This is a genomic window from Streptomyces sp. NPDC001787, assembly GCF_040297465.1.
In the GTDB taxonomy this organism is placed as follows: domain Bacteria; phylum Actinomycetota; class Actinomycetes; order Streptomycetales; family Streptomycetaceae; genus Streptomyces.
In genome coordinates this window covers 57,509-76,822 of the sequence record NZ_JBEOZE010000009.1, presented here as the reverse complement: position 1 = coordinate 76,822, position 19,314 = coordinate 57,509, and the positions used below count along the sequence as shown (strand labels likewise).

18 protein-coding genes are annotated in these 19,314 nt (G+C 69.2%); 15 read left to right on the top strand and 3 right to left on the bottom strand.

Annotated elements, in window-relative coordinates; all coding sequences use genetic code 11:
* Positions 1 to 34: 34 nt before the first annotated feature.
* From ABT170_RS15260 to ABT170_RS15250, 3 genes are all read right to left on the bottom strand, one after another.
* Entirely contained in the window at positions 35 to 862 is an 828-nt protein-coding gene (locus ABT170_RS15260; RefSeq protein WP_329946719.1) for an ATP-grasp domain-containing protein, read from the bottom strand.
* 177 nt (positions 863 to 1,039) lie between these two features.
* Positions 1,040 to 1,306 carry a hypothetical protein gene (locus ABT170_RS15255; protein ID WP_266925722.1) on the bottom strand — a complete coding sequence of 89 codons (267 nt, stop codon included), beginning with the start codon at positions 1,304 to 1,306 and terminating at the stop codon, positions 1,040 to 1,042.
* Positions 1,307 to 1,508: 202 nt separating this feature from the next.
* Positions 1,509 to 2,723: a PucR family transcriptional regulator gene (locus ABT170_RS15250; protein WP_329946720.1), complete on the bottom strand. Its 1,215-nt coding sequence runs from the start codon at positions 2,721 to 2,723 to the stop codon at positions 1,509 to 1,511.
* 845 nt (positions 2,724 to 3,568) lie between these two features.
* On the opposite strand from ABT170_RS15250, the gene ABT170_RS15245 reads away from it, so the two are divergent.
* From ABT170_RS15245 to ABT170_RS15175, 15 genes are all read left to right on the top strand, one after another.
* The gene (locus ABT170_RS15245) at positions 3,569 to 4,501 is read left to right on the top strand and encodes a hypothetical protein (RefSeq protein WP_329946721.1); all 933 of its coding nucleotides are present in this window, start codon (positions 3,569 to 3,571) and stop codon (positions 4,499 to 4,501) included.
* 336 nt (positions 4,502 to 4,837) lie between these two features.
* Positions 4,838 to 5,509, top strand: a complete 672-nt coding sequence (locus tag ABT170_RS15240; RefSeq protein WP_329946722.1) for a hypothetical protein — start codon at positions 4,838 to 4,840, stop codon at positions 5,507 to 5,509.
* Positions 5,510 to 5,893: 384 nt separating this feature from the next.
* Positions 5,894 to 7,351, top strand: coding sequence for a DUF6801 domain-containing protein (locus ABT170_RS15235; protein ID WP_351867579.1), 1,458 nt, complete (start codon positions 5,894 to 5,896; stop codon positions 7,349 to 7,351).
* A 615-nt stretch (positions 7,352 to 7,966) separates the two neighbouring features.
* A complete protein-coding gene (locus ABT170_RS15230; RefSeq protein ID WP_329946724.1) occupies positions 7,967 to 8,953 on the top strand; it encodes an ABC transporter ATP-binding protein in 987 nt (328 codons plus the stop codon).
* On the top strand, positions 8,950 to 9,816 hold the full coding sequence (locus ABT170_RS15225; protein ID WP_351867576.1) for an MlaE family ABC transporter permease: 867 nt from the start codon (positions 8,950 to 8,952) through the stop codon (positions 9,814 to 9,816). The genes ABT170_RS15230 and ABT170_RS15225 overlap by 4 nt, the downstream gene beginning before the upstream one ends.
* 3 nt (positions 9,817 to 9,819) lie before the next feature.
* A complete protein-coding gene (locus ABT170_RS15220) occupies positions 9,820 to 10,623 on the top strand; it encodes an MlaE family ABC transporter permease (protein ID WP_266925736.1) in 804 nt (267 codons plus the stop codon).
* Positions 10,623 to 11,927: an MCE family protein gene (locus ABT170_RS15215; protein ID WP_329946726.1), complete on the top strand. Its 1,305-nt coding sequence runs from the start codon at positions 10,623 to 10,625 to the stop codon at positions 11,925 to 11,927. Before ABT170_RS15220 ends, ABT170_RS15215 begins: the two co-directional genes overlap by 1 nt.
* On the top strand, positions 11,924 to 12,955 hold the full coding sequence (locus ABT170_RS15210; protein WP_351867573.1) for an MCE family protein: 1,032 nt from the start codon (positions 11,924 to 11,926) through the stop codon (positions 12,953 to 12,955). The genes ABT170_RS15215 and ABT170_RS15210 overlap by 4 nt, the downstream gene beginning before the upstream one ends.
* On the top strand, positions 12,952 to 13,971 hold the full coding sequence (locus ABT170_RS15205; protein WP_329946728.1) for an MCE family protein: 1,020 nt from the start codon (positions 12,952 to 12,954) through the stop codon (positions 13,969 to 13,971). The genes ABT170_RS15210 and ABT170_RS15205 overlap by 4 nt, the downstream gene beginning before the upstream one ends.
* A 1-nt stretch (position 13,972) precedes the next feature.
* Positions 13,973 to 15,118: an MCE family protein gene (locus ABT170_RS15200; protein ID WP_329946729.1), complete on the top strand. Its 1,146-nt coding sequence runs from the start codon at positions 13,973 to 13,975 to the stop codon at positions 15,116 to 15,118.
* A complete protein-coding gene (locus tag ABT170_RS15195) occupies positions 15,115 to 16,278 on the top strand; it encodes an MCE family protein (RefSeq protein ID WP_351867569.1) in 1,164 nt (387 codons plus the stop codon). Before ABT170_RS15200 ends, ABT170_RS15195 begins: the two co-directional genes overlap by 4 nt.
* A complete protein-coding gene (locus ABT170_RS15190; RefSeq protein WP_329946731.1) occupies positions 16,275 to 17,531 on the top strand; it encodes an MCE family protein in 1,257 nt (418 codons plus the stop codon). The genes ABT170_RS15195 and ABT170_RS15190 overlap by 4 nt, the downstream gene beginning before the upstream one ends.
* Entirely contained in the window at positions 17,528 to 18,040 is a 513-nt protein-coding gene (locus tag ABT170_RS15185) for a hypothetical protein (protein WP_329946732.1), read from the top strand. The genes ABT170_RS15190 and ABT170_RS15185 overlap by 4 nt, the downstream gene beginning before the upstream one ends.
* Positions 18,037 to 18,714 carry a hypothetical protein gene (locus ABT170_RS15180; RefSeq protein ID WP_502970521.1) on the top strand — a complete coding sequence of 226 codons (678 nt, stop codon included), beginning with the start codon at positions 18,037 to 18,039 and terminating at the stop codon, positions 18,712 to 18,714. The genes ABT170_RS15185 and ABT170_RS15180 overlap by 4 nt, the downstream gene beginning before the upstream one ends.
* Positions 18,715 to 18,773: 59 nt before the next feature.
* The gene (locus ABT170_RS15175; RefSeq protein ID WP_351867564.1) at positions 18,774 to 19,304 is read left to right on the top strand and encodes an Rv1363c family protein; all 531 of its coding nucleotides are present in this window, start codon (positions 18,774 to 18,776) and stop codon (positions 19,302 to 19,304) included.
* Positions 19,305 to 19,314: the final 10 nt, after the last annotated feature.

The window sequence follows — 19,314 nt, the reverse complement described above, 5'->3', positions numbered from 1 at the left end:
CGCACCCGCCGCATGCGGGCCGCCGCCGGACGGGTCAGCCGGGAAGCTCCCGGAGTGACCTCTTCAGCCGGGTCACGAACGCCTCGCGGACCGGCTCCGCCACCCGGTCGAGCGAGAGATAGGGATTGAGGTCCTCCAGCTCGACGAGCAGCAGTTCACCCTCCTCCGTACGGCAGGCGTCGACCCGCTGGATGCCGTACGCGAGGCTGTTCCACGCGATGAACCGCCGGGCGAACTCCAGATCCGCCGCGCTCGGCGCATACGGCTCCAGCACCCATCGGCGCTCCGGGTCCGGGGCGTACAGCGCGTACTGGAAGTCGTCGTCGACGAAGCAGAAGGACACCTCGTGGCGGAAGCCGATCCTCGGCTGGACCAGCAGCGTCCCGTCGGCGCCCTCCGGCAGCTCCGGCTCCCGCACGAACCGCAGCCCCACCGAGTCCGCCCCCAGCTTCGGCTTCACCACGTATTCGGCGGACTCCGGCAGCAGCCCCAGGTCCGCCGCCCGGTCCACCGTCGGGATCACCGGATACCCCGCGCGGCTCAGCTCCACGAGATACTGCTTGCCCGCCATGTCCCCACGTCCCCCGAGCGGGTTGTAGACCCGGCTCCCCCACTCCCGCGCCCGCGCGCGGAACGCTTCGTACGCCTCCTGGTAGTGCAGCACCGGACCGCTGTTGCGTACGAGGACCGTGTCGAAACCCGTCAACAGTGCCGCGGCGTCCAGCGGGTGACACAGCGCGACATCGAACTCCTCGCGCAGCCGGGCGCCCAGGAAGATGTCCTCGTCGCAGTAGCGACGGCCGCGCGCCTCGTAGGCGAGATCGGTGACCAGCAGGACGGAAGTCCGCGGAGCGGCGGGCATGGCGTTCCCCCAAGGGGTGTGTGGACCGATGGATGCCTCATGACCTCGGCGGCGCGGCCCGTGCACGCCCCGGAGCGTCCCGGCCTCCGCGCCGCGGGAGCCGACCGCATCGTATGCGCCGCTCCCGCCCGGCATTCTCCCGGCCGCCCCTCGCCGGTGGACACCGGCCCCGCGCCGCTACGCGAAGCCGGAACCGGGGCGCACCGCCAGGCGGGGGTGGTGGGCGGCGAGCACCTTGTTGGCGCGGGCCAGTTCGGCGAGGGCCTGTTCGCGGTCGGCCTGGTCCTCGATGCCGAGGCGCGGCCCGCGGAAGCGGCGGACCTCCCGGGCCGCGCAGTCGGCGTCGAACTCCGCCTGGAGGATGTGCGGCGGGATGCAGGACCCGATCAGCGCGGCGACCCGGTCCGGGATCGGCACGGGAACGAGCAGGTGCGAGGCGGTCATGGGTGGTTCCCTCTCGGATGGTTGGCCAGGAGGCGGTACGTGGACGCGGCCGCCTGGTGGGCGGCCGGCTCCTCCATGTGTACGGGACGCGGTTCCGGGTTTCTCGTTGGATACGTCTCCGTGTCGCAACCGTTTGGGACTGACCGTCTATTTCCCCTTACGCGTGGGTAAGTTGACTTGCCGCCCTCGCGCGTGCATGTGCTCAGGAGCGTTTGGTGTCGCTGCGGGCCCGGAGCGACAGGGCGCGCAGCACCGCCTCGGTGGAGAACCGGGCCTCCGGATCGACCAGCTGTTCGCCGAAGATGGTCTCCAGATTGCGCATGCGGTAGCGGACCGTCTGCGGATGCACATCGAGCAGCTCGCCCATCTGGGCCGCGGTGCCGCGGGTGTCCAGCCAGATCCTCAGGGTCTCGATCAGCCGCTCGCGGCGGTTGGCGCTGATTCCGGCGACCGGGGCCAACTCCCGCTGGGCGAGCTGGTCGAGGAGGGACGGGTCGGACAGCAGCCACAGGGTGATCAGATGGTCCTCGCACCGGACGAACGGCGTGTCGTCGATCACGCCCGCGTCGACGAGTTCGAGCACTCTGCGGGCCCAGCGGATCGAGTCCGAGGCCAGGGCGGTGGGGACGGTCAGCCCGATCGCGGCGTGCGCGTTGGGCAGGGCCTGCGCCAGCATCGATCTTCGCGCCTCGTCCACCGGTCCCGGGATCAGTAAGTGCGGCTGCGGATCGCTGAGATCGGCCAGGATGTCGCGGTCCGCGCAGAGCCGCTCCAGGCCCGCGGGGGCGCGCACGGCGACCAGGGTCACCTGCTCGGGCAGCGCCCAGCCGGTCTGCTCGCACAGATCGGCGATGGCGCTGCGGGGTACGGGGCGTCCGGCGAGGATCAGATGCAGGAGGCGGCGGCGCATGGCCTCGCCCTGCTCGCCGGACTGCGACTGCACCTCCAGGAACCCCTCGCGGGAAAGAGCTTCCAGTTCGTCGACATAGGTGAAGAGGGCATCGGCGAAACTCAGCATGAGGGTGGGGGAGAGGTGATAACTCCGGCCGACTTTCTTCGCCCGTCGCAGCGCGACCCGGGCACCGAGCCGATAGGCCCCCTGCAGGGAGTCCATGCTCCTTCCCTCGTAGGCCTCGAACCTTCCGAAACGACGGCACATGTCGTCGCGGAGCGTGGTGGAGGTGGCGGGCTCCGCCACCAGATCGACGAAGGACGAAAGGCTCTGTTCCACACCCACCCGGATGGCCAGCCCGTTCGGACCGTCGAGCAGGCGGGCGTATTCCGGATACGCCCGGGTGACTTCTATGCCGATTTCCTTGATGAGGCTGGGCAGTTCGGGCCGCATCATCGCGGCGAATTCCTGGGGGAGGGGCCCCAGCGGGTCTTCGGTGTCCAACGGCTGTATGAGATGTGGCATGACGTATTCCCCTTGCTCTCGGCGCCCGGTGGTGGGGTGAGGCGGTGGGGGGAAGCGCTCCCACGAACCGACAGGTGCGTACCAAGTCCGCGATGAAGATAGACCAAGTCAGAGACGGTGCCCACCACTTGGACAAGATCGGAGTGCAGGGGGCACACATCGTCGGCGCGTTGTGGGTCTTCCGTGCAGGTGGGGAGGTAATACTCGCTTTCGGACAATGAATTTCGGCCGCGTGCTCGGATGGTGACAACAAACCCATCTCGCTCTCCGCGAAGGGCTGCCGGCACGGACGCGCGGGGGGCCGGCGGGGGTGTGGCCGCCGCACCCGGTGTCCGGCGGGGAGGGGGCTCACCACGGAGTACGTGTGCGGGCCGGTTCTCGCCGGTGTCCCGCCCCGGTCCTCCGGGGGCGACGGCCGGTGCGCAGGCCAGGCGGTACGCGTCCGGGCTCCGGGGCCCGGACGCCCGGGTCCGTCCCGTGTGTGCGAGGGGCGGGTTCCGTCGACCGGAGCGCCCCGTTCCGCCTCCATGGGCACACTCGGTTGCGCACCCCTTGATAAAAGGCGCCCGTGACCGTACTCATTTCCGGATCAAAATCCGGGCGGCGAAAAAGATCTTAGGCGGACGGATTGTGTCGCCCTGTTTCCCGCGAGTAACATCACGCCTCGGTCAATTCGGACGTGAAATCTGCCCGAAATTTGACGCTCGGAGCTCCCGCCTTCGGTCAACCCGGGGCACCACTGACAGGTCACCGTCGGCGATCGCCGTCCTCGGCGCGGCAGACGTTGCCACCGAACAACTTCGTGCACGAGGCCGCTGTTGTGGCGGCCGACAAGAGGGGACGACATGAGACCCGTTTCCACCAGAACCCGTGTGGGGATGCTTGCCGCATTCACGGCGTTCACCGCTCTGCTTTCCACCGGCTCGGCCACCGCTGCCACGCAGCTCAACGGCGACTGGGCACCCTTCGACCGCTGCCCGGTGGATGCGCCCGCCATGCTGGCCGCGGACGGCATCACCGATGTCGCGACCTGCATCTCGTCGAGTTCCGCCACCGGATCGATCACGCTCGGCAAGTCCGTGGTGCCGACCGGCAAGAGCGATCTGCAGCTCGGTGTGATCCAGCACAGCGACGGCACCACCTCGCTGGTCGCACCGCCCGAAGGGGCGCTCATCGCCGATTCCGCAGAAATTCCGGGAGGCCTGCTCGGGCTGATGTGCCCGAACGGAATTCCCGTGATCTCGGGAATCTGCCGGCAGCTGACGGACAATAACCTCAACCGGGTGACGGCGACCATCGAACCGGCCGGCGCGCCCCGGGACTTCCAGATGACCGCGGCGTTCTCCACCGGTCAGCCCATTCTCACCATCCCGGTCCGCATTCACCTGAAGAACCCGTTCCTCGGTGACAAGTGCTACATCGGAACCACGGCCGACCCGGTGCTGCTCAAGCCGCAGAACCTGACCCAGCCCGCGCTCTCGCTCCAGCGGTTCGCCGCGAGCGGGGCCCGCGACGACGCCGGCGAGATGGGCCGGTACACCTTCGACGGCGCCGACCAGGGGGATTCCACGTTCGCCGTCCCGGGTGCCAGCGGCTGCGGGGCGGGGCTCCTGGACTGGGCGGTGAACCTCAAGACCGGGCTCCCCTCGGCGTCGGGGAAGAACAGCGTGACCCTCAACAGCACTTCGACGTACTTCGCCAGCCCCTACACCCCGGCGAGCCTCGCGCCGAACGAGGGCAAGGAGCTCTCGCGCTTCTGGCATTCGGCACAGAAGTAACCGGTGCTGCGCCGGTGTGCGCCCGGAAATGTGAGGAAGCTGAACAGGAATTCCGTTCAAACTCTTCTCAACTCCGAATTGGCGCAGTAAAGTACCGGTCAGTAGTCATTTGAGTCGCAACATGGACCGGCTTCATTGCGGGAACCCTATCGGAACGCCTGGCGCGAATACCGCCCGGGAGAGCCGCCTCACAAGGCGATCGATGGGCTCACGCTCAGCTGCAGCCCGTTCTTCCGTGAACGGGAGTACTTCCCCCAGAAAACCGTGCCGGACAGAGCTGTGCCATTTCGGCGCAACCCTGACGGACCAATTCCCCAACGGGACAGGAGAAGTTCCATGCTCAAGAAGACGCGAATCATCACCGCCGTCGGTGCCGCCGCCGCCGCGGTCGCCCTGGCCACCCCGTCCGCGATCGCCGGCCCCAGCGCCGCCTGGAACATCACGCCGACCGGGAACTTCACCGGCACGGCCGGTGTGACGACCCTGACGGACAACGTCGGCAACGTGATCCAGTGCGCGACCGCCTCCGCCAACGGCAACGTGCCCTCCTCGCCCGTCGCCGGGCCGGTCCTGGCCAACATCACCTCCGCCTCGTTCAACGCGCCGTGCACCGGCCCGTTCGGCAGCACGTGGACCGTCACGGCCGCCACGCCGTGGACCATCAACGGCAACACCCCGGGCGGGTACACCGCGGGCTCCGGCACCAACGGCACCGGAAAGACCACCGGCTGGGTCGGTGGCATCAGTGCCACGGTCACCGGCTCCAGCGTCCTCGGCCCGTGCACCTTCAAGGTGACCGGCACGGTGGACGGGGTCTACAACAACCCGAGCGCCGGAGGCTCCAACGGCACGCTGGCCGTGGCTCCGGCGGCCACCAGCCCCCGTCTGCTGACCATCAGCAGCAAGGTCGGCGGCGGCTGCGGCATCGTGGGCGCGACGGCGACCTTCAAGGGCAACTACAACGTGGTGTCCGCCGCCGGTGGCTCGCCCGTCATCACCTACAGCTGATCCGCACAGGGTGACCGCTCGGGTCCTGCCGTATCACCCGAGTGCTCCGGCCCGGCCGCAGGACTGCGGCCGGGCCGGCCCCGTCGGCGAGGACGCCGGAATTACTCACGAACTGACAAGGCGCTCCGCGATTCTTGTCACTCGCCTCCTGTTCCCGCCCCACCCGCGAAGAGCAGGACGTGAAGCGCTTCCCAAGCGTCTCGGGCGCCGCGTACCGTACCCACCGGTAGAGGCTGCCGGCTGTGTACGCCTGGTCAATTCCCTTACGGAGCAGCGTCTTTACCCGCCCCGGACGGCCGCGCACGTCCAAGCGCCCCGGTGCGGCACGTACGGACGCCTGCTCCCGGGGCAGTCACCACCATCGAGTCCGGAAGGCAGAGTCGCATGGCAGCCAATGCACGCTGGGCCCCCCGCCGCACGGCGCGGATGACCGCGGGCGGTCTCCTGGTCGTCGCAGCCACCTTTCTGCCGGGTGCCCAGTCCGCGGCCGACGGGCAGCGGTCGCAGACCGCCGTCGACTACGACTGCCAGTTCCCCTCGGGCAGCCGCGCGGTCACCGCGGTCGTCGCGGCCGGGTACCCGGCGAGCGGCAAGGTGGGCGATCCCGTGGCTGCCCGTGATGTGACGGTCGCTCTGGACCTGCCGAGGGGAGTCCTCGGCGACCTGGAGCAACTGGAGGCGACCGCGGTCTCCGCCCTCGCCCAGCTCGCGGTCCAGTACACCGCCGGGACGGACTCGGCCAAGGCCGACTGGTCCGGTCTGGCGGCTCCCGCACAGGACATCGCCGGGCGCGAGAGCGTCAGGCTGGAGGCGGCCGGGCCGGTCCCGACCGCCACGTTCGGCTCTCCGGGCGAGGCCACGCTGTCGGCCTCGGACCTGACGCTCACGCTCAGCCCGCTCAAGGCGGACGGCTCACCCGCCGCACCGAGCGGCCTCGATGTGACCTGCCGCCCGGTGGCGGGAGCGGACACCGTCCTGGCCACGCTGCCCATCAGCGGCACGCCGACGGAGGAACCCGTCGAGCAGCCGCCGGCGGACCCCGACCGCGACGACGCGCTCCCGCCCGGTCAGCGCGAGAAGCTGGACGACGCGCGGCGGGAGGCCGACAGGAAACAGGAGGAGGGCGAGGGCGATGTCGAGCCGTGTCCCTTCTCGATGGAACTCCCCACCCCTTCCGAGGCGTTCGTGACGGGGTTCACCAACGTGAAGAAGCTGAACGGCGCGGCGCTGCTGGGGCCCGCCCGCACGAACGTGACCATGATGATGAAGTACACCAACGACCCGTGCCTGAAGACCGTACGGGTGCTGAGCGGCGCGGAGTTCGAGCACGAGGGCAAGCGGCAGCTGCCGCCGTCGCGGGGCACGTTCCTCTCGTTCGGCTTCATGCCGACCACGGCGACGATGATCCTGAGCCAGGTCGGCCCGACGGCCAGCATCGACTCCCTCACCATCAACGACCTGATCGTCGATCCGCGATACCCCGAGTACACGACCATCACCGCCAAGTTCGAGCTGCGCGTCAAGGACGTCAAGGTCAACGGTGTGTCCCTCGACGTGGGGCCGAACTGCCGGGCCTCCAAACCGATCGAGCAGACGCTCAGGGCATTCGGGACGACCTATCCGCGTGCCGGGTACACCGTTCAGTACGGCGGCACCATGGACGGGAACACATATATTCCGGCCTTCGAGGGATGCGGTGTCGGGGAAGATCTGGATCCGCTGCTCACGGCCTCCATTTCAGGAGGCGGGAACTACATCAAGATGACCCAGGCACCCCTGTGCGTCTCTACGAACCCGGATGGTCCCGACTGCCCCCCGAAGGTGCCGAAGCCGGAACGCTGAACTGCCCCGCGACCTTTGCGTGACCCATTGATGAGCCCTTCCGGCGAAGTCCCCCCGGAAGGGCTCATCGGCGTGGCGAAGTCCGGGCGGAACCACCGTGGCGTCGGGCGGATGCCGGGCGGGGATTGTTTCGGGCTCCGCGATGATTCCTCACTTTCTCACAGGTTTCGCGTGCCGATTGCTCATATGCCGACAAGTAATCGTGCCCGCCCAATCGCCTCGCAGAAATTTTCGTATCCGGTATTGCGTAGCCAGGTTACTCGGCCGTAGCGTCCCCAATGAGTGACCCGGACCCCTCGGCACCTGCTCGTTCGGTGTACGCGGGAGGCCGGTTCGGGCGCCCCGCGCGCCGACTCCGCAGGCCAGGGCCCGGCTCGGCCGCCGGAGCACTTGCGCACATCGCGACAAAAGCAGGGGGCGGATTTGTCATCGAATGACAAGTGATCCACTTCCGGCACCTCGTTCGTCGATTTCCGCTGTTCAACGGCTTGTCCTGGCGGTTTCGACGGACATAGCGTGCGCCTCCTGGTGCACGAGTGACGAGCCGCCATTGGATTTCTCAGAGCCGGAGCGCAGACAGATGACTACGTTCACGACCACTTCGAAGGAGGACCGATGGGAATCGAAGTAGTCGTCGAGGGCCTGACGAAGTCCTTCGGCAGACAGAACATCTGGCAGGACGTCAGTCTCACGCTGCCGGCCGGTGAGGTGAGCGTGATGCTCGGCCCCTCCGGCACCGGAAAGACCGTCTTCCTGAAATCCATCATCGGACTGCTCAAGCCCGAGCAGGGAAGCGTCCTCATCAACGGCGTCGACATGGTGAACAGCCCCGAGCGCGAAATCATGGAGACCCGGAAGCTGTTCGGTCTCATGTTCCAGGACGGCGCCCTCTTCGGCTCGATGTCGCTCTTCGACAACATCGCCTTCCCGCTGCGTGAACACACCCGCAAGAAGGAATCCGAGATCCGCCGCATCGTCATGGAGCGGATCGACATCGTCGGACTTCTCGGCGCCGAGGGGAAGCTCCCGGGCGAGATATCCGGCGGCATGCGCAAGCGCGCCGGCCTCGCCCGCGCCCTGGTGCTGGACCCGCAGATCATCCTCTGCGACGAGCCGGACTCCGGACTCGACCCGGTCCGTACCGCCTTCCTCTCCCAGCTCCTCATCGATCTCAACGCGCAGATCGACGCGACGATGCTCATCGTCACCCACAACCTCGACATCGCGGCGACCGTCCCCGACAACATGGGCATGCTGTTCTGCCGCAATCTCGTCACCTTCGGACCGCGCGAGGTGCTGCTCACCAGCGACACCCCGGTCGTCTCCCAGTTCCTCGCCGGACGCAGGGAAGGCCCCATCGGGATGTCCGAGGAGAAGGACGCCGCCACCCTCGCGGCCGAGCAGCGGGACGGCGGCGCCGGCTACGACACCGGGCCGCGCACCGTCGTACCGCAGCTGGAACCCTCTCCCGGCATGCCCGTACGCCAGGGTGCCCTGCGCCGCCGCGAGCGCGTCATGTCGATGATGGGCCAGCTGCCGGAGGCCGCCCGTACGGCCATCATGCAGAGCTACACGCCTGCCGCGGGGGGTGCGCGCCCGTGACGGCCCCCCTGCCGGTGCGGCCCCCCGAGCCGCCCACGACCGGGGCTTCCGCGCCCCCGGCGCCCCGGAGCGGGACATCCGGGAACAAGGCTCCCACCCGGCTGCTCGCCCCGCTGCGGGAGACCGGGAAGCTCTTCGCCCTCGGCCTCGCGGTGGGCCGGGCCATCTTCCGCAGGCCCTTCCAGCTGCGGGAGTTCATCGAGCAGTTCTGGTTCGTCGCCAGCGTCACGATCCTGCCGGCCGCACTCGTCTCCATCCCGTTCGGCGCGGTCATCGCCCTCCAGGTCGGCTCGCTCACCCAGCAGTTGGGGGCGCAGTCGTTCACCGGCGGCGCCAGCGTGCTGGCCGTCATCCAGCAGGCCAGCCCGATCATCGTGGCGCTGCTGATCTCCGGAGCGGCCGGATCGGCCATCTGCGCGGACCTGGGCTCCCGGAAGATCCGCGAGGAGCTCGACGCGATGGAGGTCATGGGCGTCTCGCCCATCCAGCGCCTGGTCGTCCCGAGGGTCCTGGCGACCATGCTCGTCGCCGTCCTGCTCAACGGGCTGATCTCCGTCGTCGGCACGCTCGGCGGCTACTTCTTCAACGTGATCATGCAGGGCGGCACACCGGGTGCCTATCTGGCCAGCTTCTCCGCCCTGGCCCAGCTGCCCGACCTGTACATCAGCGAGTTCAAGGCGCTGATCTTCGGCTTCATCGCGGGGATCGTGGCCGCCTACCGCGGGCTGAACCCCCGGGGCGGCCCCAAGGGGGTCGGTGACGCGGTCAACCAGTCCGTCGTCATCACCTTCATGCTCCTGTTCTTCGTGAACATGGTCCTCACGGCGATCTACCTCCAGATCGTCCCCGCGAAGGGGAGCTGACCGATGCCGATGCTCAGCTGGCTCGACAGATCGGGCGACCAGCTCACCTTCTACGTACGGGCGCTGGTCTGGATCCCGCGCACCCTGCGCCGCTACCTGAGGGAAGTACAGCGTCTCCTGGCCGAAGTGGCCTTCGGCAGCGGGGGACTCGGGGTCATCGGCGGCACCATCGGCGTGATGATCGCGATGACCCTCTTCACGGGTACGGTCGTCGGCCTCCAGGGGTACGCGGCGCTCAACCAGATCGGCACCTCCGCCTTCACCGGCTTCATCTCCGCCTACTTCAACACCCGTGAGATCGCCCCGCTCGTCGCCGGGCTCGCCCTCTCCGCCACCGTCGGCGCGGGCTTCACCGCCCAGCTCGGGGCGATGCGGATCAACGAGGAGGTCGACGCGCTGGAAGCGATGGGCGTGCGGTCGATGCCGTACCTCGTCACGACGAGGATCATCGCCGGAGTAGTCGCGATCATCCCGCTGTACGCGATCGGGCTGCTCTCCTCGTACGTCGCCTCCCGCTACATCACGATCCTCTTCAACGGGCAGTCCGCGGGAACGTACGACCACTACTTCGATCTCTTCCTCTCCCCGGACGACGTGCTCCTGTCGGTGCTCAAGGTGCTGATCTTCAGCGTCCTGGTGATCCTCGCCCACTGCTACTACGGCTTCCACGCCACCGGCGGCCCCGCCGGGGTGGGGGTGGCCGTCGGGCGGTCGGTGCGGAACGCGATCGTGCTGATCAGCGTCACCGACTTCTTCCTCTCCCTCGCCATCTGGGGCGCCACGACGACCGTGAAGGTGGCCGGCTGATGATTGCCCGGAGCACACGGACGGTCCGCCGCAGACTCGCCGGAGTCGCGTTCCTGCTCACGCCCGTCGTCCTGGTGTGGGTGTCGGTCTCGGTGTACGAGAAGGACTTCACCGACAACGCCACCGTGACCGTACGCACCGGATCCGTCGGCAACGAGATGCACGACAACGCCGACGTGAAGCTGCGCGGAGTCGTCATCGGCCAGGTGCGCGACATCGCCTCCGAGGACGACGGAGCCCGTCTCACGCTGGACATCGACCCCGGCAAGCTCGGGCAGATCCCCGCCGATGTCACGGCCCAGATGCTGCCCACCACCCTCTTCGGGGAACGGTTCGTGGCACTCGTGCCCCCGCCGGTCCCCTCCACCAGGACGCTGCGCGCCGGAGCGGTGATCCCGCAGGACCGATCCAGCAACGCCATCGAGCTGGAACAGGTCCTCGACAACGTGCTGCCGCTGCTGACCGCGGTGAAGCCGGAGAAGCTCTCCGCCACCCTCAACGCCGTCTCCCAGGCGCTGGAGGGGCGCGGCGACAAGCTCGGCGACACCCTGGTCACGCTCGACGCCCACCTGAAGAAGTTCAACCCCCAACTCCCCACGCTCAACGCCGACATCAAGGAACTCGTCAAGGTGAGCACGGTGTACGGAGACGCCGCGCCCGATGTCCTGGACGCGCTGACCGACTTCACCACCACCAGCGGCACCATCGCCGAGCAGCAGGCCCAGCTCGCCGACCTGTACGGGGCCACCACCGCCTCCGCGCAGGACATCACCACCTTCCTCCGGGCGAACAAGGACAACCTCATCAGGCTCTCCGCCTCCAGCAGGCCGACGCTCGAAATCCTCGCCGAGTACGCGGACTCCTTCCCCTGCACCCTGCGCACCGTGGCCGGATTCGTGCCCGCCATGGACAAGGCCCTGGGCAAGGGGACCAACCAGCCGGGACTGCATGTGACCGTCAAATCGGTCCCCTCCAAGGGGAAGTACGTGGCGGGCCGGGACACCCCCGTCTACAACGCCACCGGCGGCCCGCACTGCTACTCGGTGCCCTATGTCGGCCGGCACGTGCCCACCGCCGACGCCCGGACGGCGCGGGCGGACCGCCCCGCCTCGGACGCCTCCGCCGGCGCCGCCCCGACCGGCTCCCCGGACACCGCCCTCGGTCTGCCCAACTCACCGCAGGAGTCCCGGCTCGTCAACGAACTGGTGGCTCCCTCACTGAAAGTCCAGCCGCAGACCCTGCCCGACTGGAGCAGCGTGCTCATCGGTCCGGCCTTCCGCGGTGCGGAGGTGAAGCTCAAGTGAATCGCCGCTCCCTCGCGGGACCGCTCACGAAATCGATCGTCTTCGTCCTGGTGACGGTCCTCGCCACCACCGTGCTGGCGCTCTCCATCGCCAACACCGGGGTCGGGGACACCACCACGTACAAGGCGAGGTTCACCGACGCCACCGGGCTCATCGAAGGGGACAGCGTCCGTATCGCCGGGGTCAAGGTCGGCCAGGTGGAGTCCATCGAGGTCGCCGACAAACGGCTCGCCGAGGTCACCTTCGCCGTACGCAAGGGCCGCAAGCTGCCCGCGTCGGTGACCGCCTCCATCAAGTACCTCAACATGGTCGGCCAGCGCTATGTCGACCTCGACCAGGGCGCCGGTCCGGTCGGGGCCAGCTTCGCCGCCGGGGACACGATCCCGCTCGCCCGCACCACCCCGGCCCTCGACCTGACCCAGCTGTTCAACGGCTTCCAGCCGCTGTTCGAAGGACTGTCCCCGCCGGACGTCAACCAGCTCGCCGGGTCGATCGTCCAGGTGCTCCAGGGCGAGGGCGGCACCGTCGACAGCATCCTCCAGCACGTCGGATCACTGACGAGCACCGTCGCCGCGAAGGACAAGGTGATCGGTGAGGTGATCGAGAACCTCAACACCGTGCTGAAGACGGTCAACGACCGGGAAGCGGGCTTCAACGACCTCGTCGTCACCCTCCAGAAGCTCGTCACGGGCTTCTCCGGCGACCGCAAACCGCTCGGTGAGGCGGTGACGGCGATGGGCGCCCTCACCACGGTCACCGCCGGACTCTTCGAGGACGGCCGCAAGCCGCTCAAGGAAGACATCAGGCAACTGGGTCGGCTCACCGACCAGTTGGGCAAGAACACGCCGAAGATCGAGAACTTCCTGGAGAAGACACCGGCCAAGATGGCGGCGATCAGCCGCCTCACGTCCTACGGCTCCTGGCTCAACCTCTATCTCTGCGAGGCCAAGGTCAGCGGGGTCACGACCGACGACGGCAGCGCGCCGCCCACCGGCATCGCGATCACCCAACCGAGGTGCCTGGCATGAGAATCACACCCATCCGGGAACGCAACCCGGTCGCCGTCAGCATCGTCGGACTCCTCGTCCTGGCCCTCATCGGGCTCGCCGCCTACCGCGCGGACTCGCTGCCCTTCATCGGCGGCGGCACCACCTACAGCGCCGACTTCACCGAGTCGGCCGGACTCGCCGACGGCGACGAGGTGCGGATCGCCGGAGTGAAGGTCGGCGAGGTCACCGGGGTCTCCCTCGACGGGGCCAAGGTGAAGGTCGACTTCAGGGTGAAGGACGCCTGGATCGGCAACTCCTCCACCGTCGGCATCGCCATCAAGACGCTCCTGGGCGACAAGTACCTCGCCGTCGACCCGCTGGGCAACGCCCCGCAGGACCCGGGCTCCCGCATCAGGGCGAGCCGCACCACCTCACCGTACGACGTCACCCAGGCGTTCAACGGACTCGGCGAGACCATCGGGGAGATCGACACCGCCCAGCTCGCCAAGAGCTTCGAGACGATCTCCGCCACGTTCAAGGACTCCCCGCCCGATGTGCGCAGCGCGGCGAACGGCCTGTCCGCACTGTCGAGGACGGTCTCCGAACGGGACGCCCAGCTGGCCACCCTCCTCAAGGGAAGCAAGCAGCTCACCAGGACCCTCGCCAACAAGAAGAGCAGCTTCGAGACCCTCCTGGAGGACGGCAACCTGCTGCTCGGCGAGATCCAGGCGCGCCGCGACTCCATCCACCTCCTGCTCACCGGCACCAGGAATCTCGGCACCCAGCTCACCGGGCTCGTCGCGGACAACGACAAGCAGCTCAAGCCGACCCTGGACTCGCTCGGCCGGGTCACCGCCGTACTGATCAAGAACCGCAAGAGCCTCGACAAGGTGCTGGCCATGACCGGTTCGTACAGCCGCCTCGTCGGCAACACCCTCGGCAGCGGACGCTGGTTCGACAACTACGTCTGCGGGGTCGTACCGAAGAACTACCTGCCCGCCGGCACACCCCCGGCGACCGGATGCATGCCACCCGAGCAGCAAGGCGGCCGCTGACATGAGACTCACGCGCATCGTCGGCATCGGCGCCGGACTCGCGGTCGTCGCGGTCGCGGCCACCACGGGGGTGATGGCCCTGGACGAAGAGGGGAAGACCACCGTCACCGCCTACTTCGACCAGGCCACCGGCGTCTACGCCGGATCGGACCTGCGGATCCTCGGCGTACGGGTCGGCACGGTCGAATCCGTGAAGCCCCGGGGCGAGGAGGTCAAGGTGGTGCTGCGGCTCGACCGGGGCATCGCGGTCCCGAAGGACGCCCACGCGGTCGTCGTCGCCCCCAGCCTCGTCGCCGACCGCTACATCCAGCTCGCGCCCGCCTACGACGGAGGGCCCCGGCTCGCCGACAACGCCGTACTGCCCGCCGCGGGCAACGCCACGCCCGTCGAGGTCGACCAGCTCTACGAGTCGATCACCGAGCTCTCCACGGCGCTGGGCCCCGACGGGGCGAACGCCGACGGAGCCCTGGCCGGTCTGCTGGACACCGGAGCGAAGAACCTCGACGGCAACGGCAAGGCCATCGGCGACTCCATCGAACAGTTCGGCAAGGCCACCAAGACCCTGGACAGGAGCAGCGGCGACCTCTTCGACACGCTCTCCTACCTCCAGACCTTCACCACCATGCTCAAGGACAACGACAGCAACGTCCGCACCGCCGAACAGCAGCTCAACTCGGTCACCGGCTTCCTCGCCGACGACAAGAAGAACCTCAGCGCGGCGCTGAAGGAACTCGGCACCGCGCTCGGCCAGGTCAAGAGCTTCATCGAGAAGCACCGCGGATCCCTCAAGGAGAACGTGGACGCCCTGGTGCCGCTCACCCGGACCCTGGTCGACCAGCGTGCCTCGCTCGCCGAGGCCATGGACACCCTGCCCCTCGCCGCGGGCAACGTCCTGAACGCCTACGACCCGGCGAACCGGACGCTCAACGGGCGCACGAACCTCAACGAGCTGTCCATGGGAGGGCCGCTCGTCGAACCCGAGAGCCGCCCGCGCACCCCCTCCCTGACCGGGCTGGCCCCGGTGGACGCCACCCGCAGAAAGGCCCTCCCCGCCCTGCCGCTGCCGGAGATCGGCACCGTCTACGGCACACCGGGGAAGAAACCCGCCAAGGACGAGGAACCGGACAGCAAGGGGGCGAACCGATGAGCCGTGCCCTGCGCGCACCCGGACCCCGGACGGTCGGTGCGGCCGCCGCACTGGTCGCCGTCGGAGTCGGTGTCGCCCTCGTGGTGACCAGCGTCGACGCGCCGGTGTTCACCGGCATCGAACAGGTGCCGCTGCCCGGCGGCGCCGACCTCGGCGACCACCCCTACGAGATCACCGCGGAGTTCGGGGACGTGCTCAGCCTCGCCCCGCAGTCCTCGGTCAAGGTCAACGACGTCTCGGTCGGCCGAGTCACCAGGATCTCCCTCAGCCCCGACGGCTGGACCGCGAAGGTCACCATGCGCGTCAACGGGAAGATCGAACTCCCCGAGAACTCCTACGCGCACCTGGAACAGTCCAGCCTCCTGGGCGAGAAGTTCATCCAGCTCTCCCCTCCACCGGGCGGGAAGGGCCGGGGCTCCCTCGCCGACGGCGACCGCATCCCGCTCGTCCGCACCAACCGCAACCCGGAGGTCGAGGAGGTGTTCGGCGCGCTGTCCATGCTCCTCAACGGCGGCGGCGTCAACCAGCTGAAGACCATCACGACCGAGCTGAACAAGGCGCTCGCCGGACAGGAACCCCAGGTCCGCTCGATGCTGAACCGGGTCGACACCCTCGTCACCAACCTGGACGGCCACAAGGAGGACATCACCCAGGCCCTCGACGGCGTCAACCGGCTGGCCACCACCCTCGCCACCCGCAAACAGGACGTCGGCACCGTTCTCACCGACCTCAGCCCCGGCATGAAGGTCCTGGAGAAACAGCGCGGCTCGCTCCTGACGATGCTGCGCTCGCTCGACACGCTCTCCACCGTGGCCGTCGACACGATCAACAAGAGCAAGGCCGACATGATCGCCGACCTCAAGGCCCTCGCCCCGACGCTGAAGGCCCTCGCCGACTCCGGCAACGATCTGCCCGACTCCCTCCAGGTGCTGCTCACCTACCCGTTCACCGACGAGGTGCTGCGCGGTGTGAAGGGCGACTACCTCAACGTCTACCTCGATGTGACGGCACTGCCCGGCACCCAGATCATCCCGGCGCTCACCCCCGGCGACCCGGTGCCCCCGCAGCCCACCGCCGGCGGGGGCGGGACACCGATCACGGACACCCTCCCGCTCCCGCTGCCGTCAGTCCCCGAGACCTCGCAGGGGAGCGCCCGATGATCACCCTCGCCATCCGGCTCAAGAACATCGCCTTCCTCGTCATCGCGGTCCTCGTGCTCGGCTATCTGGGGGTCCGCTACGCCGACCTCGGCCACTACGTCGGACTGCGCGGCTACTACACCGTCACCGTGCAACTCCCGCAGACCGGCGGCCTGTACACCCACTCCAACGTCACCTACCGGGGTGTCTCCGTGGGCCGGGTCGGACCCATCGAGCTGACCGACGACGGCGTCGAGGCCGAACTGCGCATCGAGAACGACGCACCGCGCATTCCCGACAGCCTCAAGGCCGTCGTGGCGAACCTCTCCGCGGTCGGCGAGCAGTACGTCGACCTGCGGCCCACCCGCAGCGAAGGCCCCTTCCTGGGCAACGGCTCGGTGATCGACCAGGCCGACACCACCATCCCCGCACCGCCCACCGACGTCCTCACCGGCGTCAACGACCTCGCGGCCTCCGTCGACCTGGAGAACCTGCGTACGGTCGTCGACGAGTTCGGCACCGCGTTCAGCGGACGCGGCGACGACCTCCAGGTACTGCTGGACACCAGCGGCGAGTTCATCGAGGCGGCGGACAGGTCGCTGCCCGTCACCACCCGGCTGATGGCCGACGGCGAGACCGTGCTGCGCACCCAGGCGGAACAGGGCGAGGCGCTGAAGGGCTTCGCCTCCGGCGCCGGGGAACTGGCTGCCGAACTCAAGGGGTCCGACACCGACCTGCGCCGGCTCATCGCGGCAGCCCCGGACGCGGCCGGACAGATCAGCGGACTGCTGCGCGACCTCGACCCGGGCTTCGGCATGGTCGTCGCCAACCTCCTCACCACCTCCGAGGTCGCCGTCACACGCCAGCGCGGCCTGGAGGAACTCCTGGTGAAGCTGCCCGCGGTCGCCGCGGCGGGAGCGACGGCGGTGGACAAGGACGGCGCCCGGTTCGGGATGTCCGTCACCTTCTTCGAACCACTGCCCTGCACCGCCGGATACGGCGCGACGGTCTACCGCAACGGACTCGACACCTCGGCCGCGCCGCCGCTCAACACCAAGGCCCGCTGCACCTCGTCGCCCGGCACCGGCATCAACGTACGGGGCAGCGCGAACGCGCCCGAGGGCGGCCCCGTGCCGGAGCCGGCCACCGCGGGCCAGGTGTTCCGGGGCACGGACGCGGCCCACCGGCTGCCCGGGGCGCCGGGCGTCACGGCACGGAGCACGCCCCAGGCCGACGGCATGGCCGGACTGCTGGGACTGGGAGGAGACGAATGAAACGCGGCGCCACCGGCTGGGCCGTCCTGCTCGTGGCCGCACTCGTCTGCGGACTCGGCGGCTGGTCGTACGCGCGGGCGCGCGGCGACGACACCCTCGCGTACGCCAAGAGCCGCGACACCGCGCTCCTTGAGGGGCGCCGGCACCTCGCCACGCTGAACAGCCTGGACGGCACGAGCGCCGGGAGCGTGAGCACCGGGCTGCGCGCCTGGCTGGACTCCTCGGCAGGCCCGCTGCACGAGGAGCTGAAGCGGACCCGGAAGACGGACGCGAGCGAGCTGACCGCGTCCGGGACCACGGCACGCGCGAAGGTCACCGACGCCGCGCTCACCGCACTCGACGACCGGACCGGCACGGCGCGGCTGATCGCGACCGTCGACATCGAGGTCACCCCGCGCACCGGCAAGGCGGGAACCCAGCGCAAACGCTTCGAGGCCACCCTCGACAGAACGGCGGACGGCTGGAAGGTCGGGGTGCTCACGGCGATCGGGGTCGGGGGCGTCGGATGAGGCAGCGGGGAGGAACGGCGACGGTGAACAGCACGGGCACCAGGGACGGGCATCGCGACGGCATCGAGGACAGTGCCGGTCAGGACGCCGAGGAGGGCGGCGCGGAGCGGGACGGGGCGGCGGCGCGCGAGCCGGGGGAACCGCCGCGGGCCCAGGACCCGGCGCCCCGGGGCGGTCGCCGATGGCCGCGGATCCTCGGCGCGGTCCTGGTGTGCGCGCTGCTCGCGGCGGGCGGCCTGCTCTTCGCCGAGGGACAGCGGCTGCGGGACACCCCCGCCACCTCCAACCGCGCGCTGAGCGACTCCGCCGCCACCGGCCGGGTGGTGGGCGATGTCAGCAACGCGCTCGGCAAGGTCTTCTCGTACAGCCCGCGGGCCACCGCCGTCACCAAGGAGTCGGCGAAGGAGGTCCTGGCGGGAAAGGCTCTCCAGCAGTACGCGGCGCTGTTCGGCCAGGTCGAGAAGCAGGCCACCGACCAGAAACTGACGCTCACCACGCATGTCGTACGCGCCGGAGTGACCCGGCTGACCGACAGCAGCGCCCATCTGCTCGTTCTCCTGGACCAGGTCTACGAGCGCGAGGGGAAGGCCGCCACCACCGCGGCCGCACAGCTCTCGGTGACCGCCGAACTCCGCGACGGACACTGGCGAATCGTCGAGATCACCTCCAGATAGCGCACGCAGGCAACGCACACAGGCTCGGATCGGCACAGCCGGCAGGGGAGAGGCACGCAATGGCACGGGTACGGACGACGGGGAATGCTCTGGTGACGGTGGCGATCGCGCTCACGGCCGTGGCGGCCGTGGCGGCGGGCTGGGGCGGCTGGTCCCGGTACGACGCCTCCCACGACGACTCGGCGGCGTACGCGCAGGCCCGCGACGACGCCCTGGCCGCGGGCGAACAGGCGGTGCAGAACATGAACACCCTGGACCACCGGAAGCTGGAACAGGGGCTGGACAGCTGGGAGAGCTCCACCACCGGCGATCTGCACAAGCAACTGATCGACGGACGGGACGAGTTCGTGAAGCAGATCGAGGCGGCGAAGACGGTCAGTACCGCCAAGGTCCTCTCCGGCGCGGTCACCGAGCTCGACGACCGGGCCGGCCGGGCCGGAGTCATGGTGGCCGTCCGGGTCACCGTCACCGCGCCGAAGGGCGAGCCCGCGGTGAAGGAGAGCCGGATGCTCGGCCAGCTCACCCGGACCTCGCAGGGATGGAAGCTCAGCGCCCTCGGCCAGGCGCCCGTCGGCAACACCGCCGGCTGACGCCCCCGCC